Consider the following 5,761-nt stretch of genomic DNA (forward strand, 5'->3'; position numbering starts at 1 on the left):
CAAATGACGTTTTGTATAAGGGGGATATTACAAAATGGAAACGCTTTGGTAACTCACTTTTATTAAGGATTGCTATGCGTTATACAAAAGTTGATGCTAATAAAGCGAGACAGTTTGTAATATTGGCAGTAGATCCTGCACGTGGCGGTGTAATGCAAAGTAATGCAGATAATGCTCTTGTAGCCTATAATGCAGTCATTACCAATGCTAATACGAATACCTTCCATGGTTCTGAGCGGGCCAATTTTTATCTGGCAAAACCATTCGTGGATTATCTGAAAACAACTCAGGATCCAAGATTAAGGGTAATGGCTGTAAAGTATGCCATACCTGCGAATCCATTGGCTACTGCAGGTGCTGAGAATACTAATCCGGCAGATCAGGAAGGTATGCCTGTAGGCTACAATGAGAACACTATTGCCACTGCACCTGCCTTTCCGGGCAAAATTGGTGCAGCCTGGAGATATTCCCAAGTGAATAGAAGGACTGTTGGAAAAGTTGACGCACCCGGATTCTTGATAACTCATTCTCAAACTCAGCTCTTGCTTGCTGAGGCTGCACAAAGGGGCTTTATTACCGGAAATGTCAAAACTTTTTATGATGCGGGGGTAAAAGCTCATATGACTCAAATGACTCAGTATGATGCCAGTGCCGTAATTTCTACAGCAGATCAGGATGCTTATTTGACACTGAATCCCTTTAATCCGGCTAGCGCCCTTCAACAGATTAATACCCAATATTGGATTTCATCCTTCTTAGTAGGTTCAGAAGCCTGGGCTAATTTCCGGAGAAGCGGTTTCCCTGTTTTGCAACCTAATACCTATCCAAATGCTGATCCTGTTGTTGCAGGTGGCTTCATTCGCAGATTACATTATCCTGCCAGGGAATACTCAGTAAATCCTGCAAATGTTGCTGTTGCAGTTTCGAGACAAGGTGCCGATAATATGGCAACCCGCATATTTTGGGACAAATAATATTAATAGCTCGTTAGTAATAATTTCTATTTGAACTATTTACTAACGAGCCTTTTAAGCAATCTTTTTCTAAACCGTAAACTATAATCTATAAATTAATGAAAAGTATACTACAAGAAATTGCTGAAAAGAGTAAGCAAGAGGAGGCACAGGTTGTTGAGGCATCAAAGGCAGAAATTGCTGATCCTTCAACTTCAGACACGCGTCGGGATTTTTTGAAAAAAGCTGCAATTGGAGGGATCTCAATGGCCGGCTTTATGGGTATGACTATTGAGGATACAGTAGCTCAATCTACATCAAAAGTTCAGCGTTCTTCAAATCCTTCTGAATTGAAAATTACGGATATGCGCTATTGCGTGGTTAGAAATCGTAGACCGGTTATTCGTATTGATACAAATCAGGGCATTTATGGTTTGGGAGAGGTACGGGATGGTGCAGACTGGCGCTATGCCTTGATATTGAAAAGCCGAATTCTGGGAAAAAACCCTTGTAATGTTGAAATGCTTTTCAGGTTAATCAAGCAGTTCGGCCATCATGCTAGAGGTGGTGGAGGTGTATGTGCAGTTGAAATGGCACTTTGGGATCTGACAGGAAAAGCATATGGCGTCCCTTGCTGGCAGTTGCTGGGTGGAAGATACCGTGATAAAATCCGAATGTATGCTTATGTGCCAAGACATAATGGACGTCACATGGATGTGGAAAAGTTTAAAGCAGAAATGAAATTTCGAAAGGAAGTTCTTGGGATAACCTGGTTTAAAATGTACCCATCTCTATCCTGGATTTCTGATATTCCTGGAACAACTGTGAATGACAAGTTTTGGTGGAATCCCGAATATCGAAATAGCTATTCACCGGTTCAGCAAGGTGAGATGAGGACTAAACAACCCTTTACTCAAACTCAGATTACTGAAAAGGGCTTGGAAGAACTTGCCAAATATGTTTCAATGGTTCGTGATATTGTTGGATACGATTTGCCTTTAGGTTCTGATGGCTTAGGTAATTATGATGTAAACAATGCCATTCGCGTTGGTAAAGCATTGGATCCGTATCGTTTAGCATTCCTTGAAGATTTTTTCCCTATGGATTATATTGCTCAATGGAAAGCGGTTACAGATGCCATTGAAACTCCAACATTAACAGGTGAGGATATTTATTTAAAAGAGCAATTCATAAAGTTAATCGATGCCCATGCGGTTGATATTGTTCAACCTGATTTGGCTACATCCGGTGGCTTGCTGGAAACCAAATTAATCGGTGATTATGCTGAATCTAAAGGTGTTCCAATGATTATGCATTTTGCCGGAACTCCGGTATCATTTATGGCAAATGTGCATTGTGCAGCCGCAACAAATAATATGCTGTCTCTAGAAATGCCGAATAATGGTTCATTGGATAACCCTTGGTGGGAAAAATTAGTTAAAACCACTGATGGTAGACAAATCTTTGATAAGGGTTTTGCAAATGTGCCTCTTACCGCACCGGGATTGGGAATTGAACTGAATGATGATGTGATGAAAGAAAATCTCGATCCGAATAATAAGAATTATTTCCTTCCTACACCGGAATGGAATGATTCTAATTCCAGTGATTTTTTATGGAGTGGCAGGACTACCGGTGGAACCGAAATTACCAGACCTACTGAAACCTATAAGTAGATATAGATGGATAAACTTATTGGTTCAGTGATGGATTTTATGGGGTACAAGAATAATTTATTCATGTACGTGTGGGGGAGTCGTTGGCGAACTCACACGTTTTTATATGATTTTATTCCAATTTCTTACTGAACAAATGTTAAAATCTAAAATTGGATTTATATAATGTTAACCAATTATATAGGTCAATAAATTACATTAATCAAATAATACATTATTAACAAAATTTAGCCCTATAGAATGCTAATGGATAAGAACCCTGATTTATTTAATAGAAGACAATTACTAAATCGTATTGGTTTAGCATCTGGTGCTGGAATGATGGGAGTACTTGGTGCTGGCCAGGATTCCTATGCTTTTGAGGATACCATGCATGATTTTAATAGCCTAAGCGTCCAGAGCAAATCAATGAAAATTACAAAAGTAGAAGGCATAAGATTTACTGATAAGGTAAACGTTGGGGGAGGGTCAGGGGGATCAGGAAGGGCTGAGTTTTGTTGGGTCAGGATTCATACGGATGCAGGAATTGTTGGTATTGGGGAGACTTATCCTGGAATAAATGGAGAGCTGGGTGCATTAAAGGATCTTTCGAGGCGATTTTTGTTGGGTAAAGACCCGCGGGATATCGATGGTATCTGGCAAAGTATTTACCAGTATATGAGCATGAGAAATGCGGGGGGCTCGGATATGAGAATTTTAAGCGCCATTAATATGGCTCAACTTGACATTCTGGGAAAATCAACTGGTTTGCCGATGTATCAATTACTTGGTGGAAAAACCAGACCTAGTGTCAAAGTCTATAATACTACCACTGACTACTGGGCTATCAATGATATGAAGATGGGTCAGGATACTGAAAAGATAGTTAAATTTTTATTAGACCGGGGAATAACTGGAATGAAAATTTATCCATTTAATGAGTTTAGCTTCATGGAGGGGGGTGGTAGAACGGGTCATGGTCAGTACATAAGCTCAGTAGATCTTGAAAAGGGCTTAACCTGGGTAAAACAAATAAGAGCTGTGGCCGGTAATAAAATGGAGATTCTGATAGATGCAGGTGGAAGATGGAATTTAACCAGTTCACAGCGAATCTTGAAGGCTTTAGAGCCTTACAATGTCATCCATTTCGAGGATATTCAATTACCCACTAACGCTCATCAGGCCTATTCCATTCTTGCAGCTGAAAGTTCTATTCCTATAGCCCATAGTGAGACTATTGCAACCAGGTACGAAATTATAGATTTCATCAAGGCAAGAGCAATGGACATCCTGATGTACGATCTATGTTGGTGTGGTGGGCCAAGTGAAGGTAAAAAGATGTCTGATTTAGCAGATGCGTATAATATTCCCACATCGCCACATACTGCCGGGGGGCCTTTACTTTGGCTAGCATCTATTCATTTATGCACTGCCGTTCCAAATTTTTGTTACATGGAAAGTAATTACTGGAAATATACGCATCAATTTCCGCATTTTATTAAGGATGTGCCAGTACCTGTTAACGGATATGTCGCTGCTCCTGAAAAGCCGGGATTAGGAGCCGAAATTAACCCTCAGTTATTTACCAATGGTGAAGCCATTGTAGAGACAATTGTAGAATTAAATTAAAAAACAGAACTAAATAAATTATTCAAATGAAAAGGAAAGATTTTTTAAAAAATGGACTTTTGTCTGGGGCATTGGTTGGCTCATCTTTGTTGGCTAATGCAATTACAAAGGAAGATAATAAAGATGGAGAAGCTCTGAATCTCGATAAGTCAGACAAAAAAAATGTTTTAGAATTCAAAAATGAAGTTGATGTAATTGTAGAACGACCTGTGAGTGGTAAACCACATCAGGGAAAAGTTTTATTGGCAATTCAAGCTCATTCAGATGATATTCCACTATTTGCCGGAGGTGTGGTGGCAAAACTGATGGATGAAGGCTATACAGGTTATTTGTTGACTATGACTAATGACGATAAAGGAGATACTATTGGTAATAGGATTGATGCCGAAAATGTCGCAAAAGCCTATGGAATGAAAAAGGCTTATTTTTTCAATTATCCGCATCATCAGATGGATAGTGTCCAGAATCAGGAAATTAAATGCAGATTAATTTATTTATTCAGATTATTAAAAGTGGATACTATAGTTTGCTGGGATCCTTGGGAGCACTATGAAGAAAATCCGGATCACTATACCACTTCAAGAGCAGTAGAGGCTGCACGCTGGATGGCGGGTGGCGCTGCTGATTACCCGGAACATTTCGATTCAGGGCTTACACGTCATAGTCCGAGAGTTCGCTATTATTTTTCGAGGGATCAGCAAAGAATCAATAGGATTGTGGATATCACCAAGTATATCGACAAGAAGACAGAAGTTAATATGCTGAATGTGACTAAGGGGCCTGCCGGACAGGGTTATGGAAGCAAATTGAAAGCAAGATTGGCTGCAGAAGGTAAGGTATTGCCAATTTTAGGTAATACTGACAAAGAAGCAGACCATAACTGGGTTAAGCACTTTGTGTTTGATATTGATTCAAAACGTACAAATTTCAGTCAGCTTTCGAACAAGACACTTGGTAAACCTTATGGTATCGAGTGGGCTGAGGGATTCCATTACATCAGTGATTTGGAAGACCAGACTCCAAATCTAATAGAAAAGTATATCAAGGAAAACGCAAAGCCTAAATAATTGATATGAGCGAAAAATTTGAAAATTCTTCTACTATTGATAGGAGATCGATTTTGAAGGGAATTGCGGCCACCAGTGCTCTTGGAATTTTAGGATCAGGGAATGCATTTTCAGCTACTGGTTTTGGTACTTATAATAACTCTCAGAATACCATAGGGCCTGTTAAAATTACCAAAATTGAAAGTGTCAGGTTTAGTGATAAGATTAAGATTGGTGGTGGATCTGGAGGTTCAGGAGGTGCTGAATTTTGCTGGGTTCGATTACATACCGATAAGGGTGTAATTGGAACGGGAGAGACATATCCGTTTTCAAATGGAGAATTAGGAGCCTTGAAAGACTATGCCAGGCTCATAATAGGTAAAGATCCAAGGGATATTGATGGTCTTTGGAAAAGGATATTTCACGACATGAGTATGAGGAATGCCGGTGGAGCTGATATGCGTGTTCTTAGTGCTAT

The 5,761-nt window shown here is 39.6% G+C and carries 5 protein-coding genes; all 5 read left to right on the forward strand.

What is annotated here, in order from left to right; genetic code table 11:
- A partial coding sequence (locus tag Q8S11_RS08180; RefSeq protein WP_305661598.1) for a SusD/RagB family nutrient-binding outer membrane lipoprotein occupies positions 1–974 on the forward strand: 974 nt, incomplete at its 5' end.
- A gap of 98 nt (positions 975–1,072) precedes the next feature.
- A complete protein-coding gene (locus tag Q8S11_RS08185; protein WP_305661599.1) occupies positions 1,073–2,629 on the forward strand; it encodes a mandelate racemase/muconate lactonizing enzyme family protein in 1,557 nt (518 codons plus the stop codon).
- A gap of 246 nt (positions 2,630–2,875) precedes the next feature.
- Complete coding sequence (locus tag Q8S11_RS08190) at positions 2,876–4,237, forward strand: mandelate racemase/muconate lactonizing enzyme family protein (protein ID WP_305661600.1); 1,362 nt, start codon at positions 2,876–2,878, stop codon at positions 4,235–4,237.
- A gap of 26 nt (positions 4,238–4,263) precedes the next feature.
- Positions 4,264–5,304, forward strand: coding sequence for a PIG-L deacetylase family protein (locus Q8S11_RS08195; RefSeq protein WP_305661601.1), 1,041 nt, complete (start codon positions 4,264–4,266; stop codon positions 5,302–5,304).
- A gap of 5 nt (positions 5,305–5,309) precedes the next feature.
- A partial coding sequence (locus Q8S11_RS08200) for a hypothetical protein (protein ID WP_371135140.1) occupies positions 5,310–5,761 on the forward strand: 452 nt, incomplete at its 3' end.

This window comes from Daejeonella sp. (assembly GCF_030695525.1).
GTDB lineage: Bacteria > Bacteroidota > Bacteroidia > Sphingobacteriales > Sphingobacteriaceae > Daejeonella.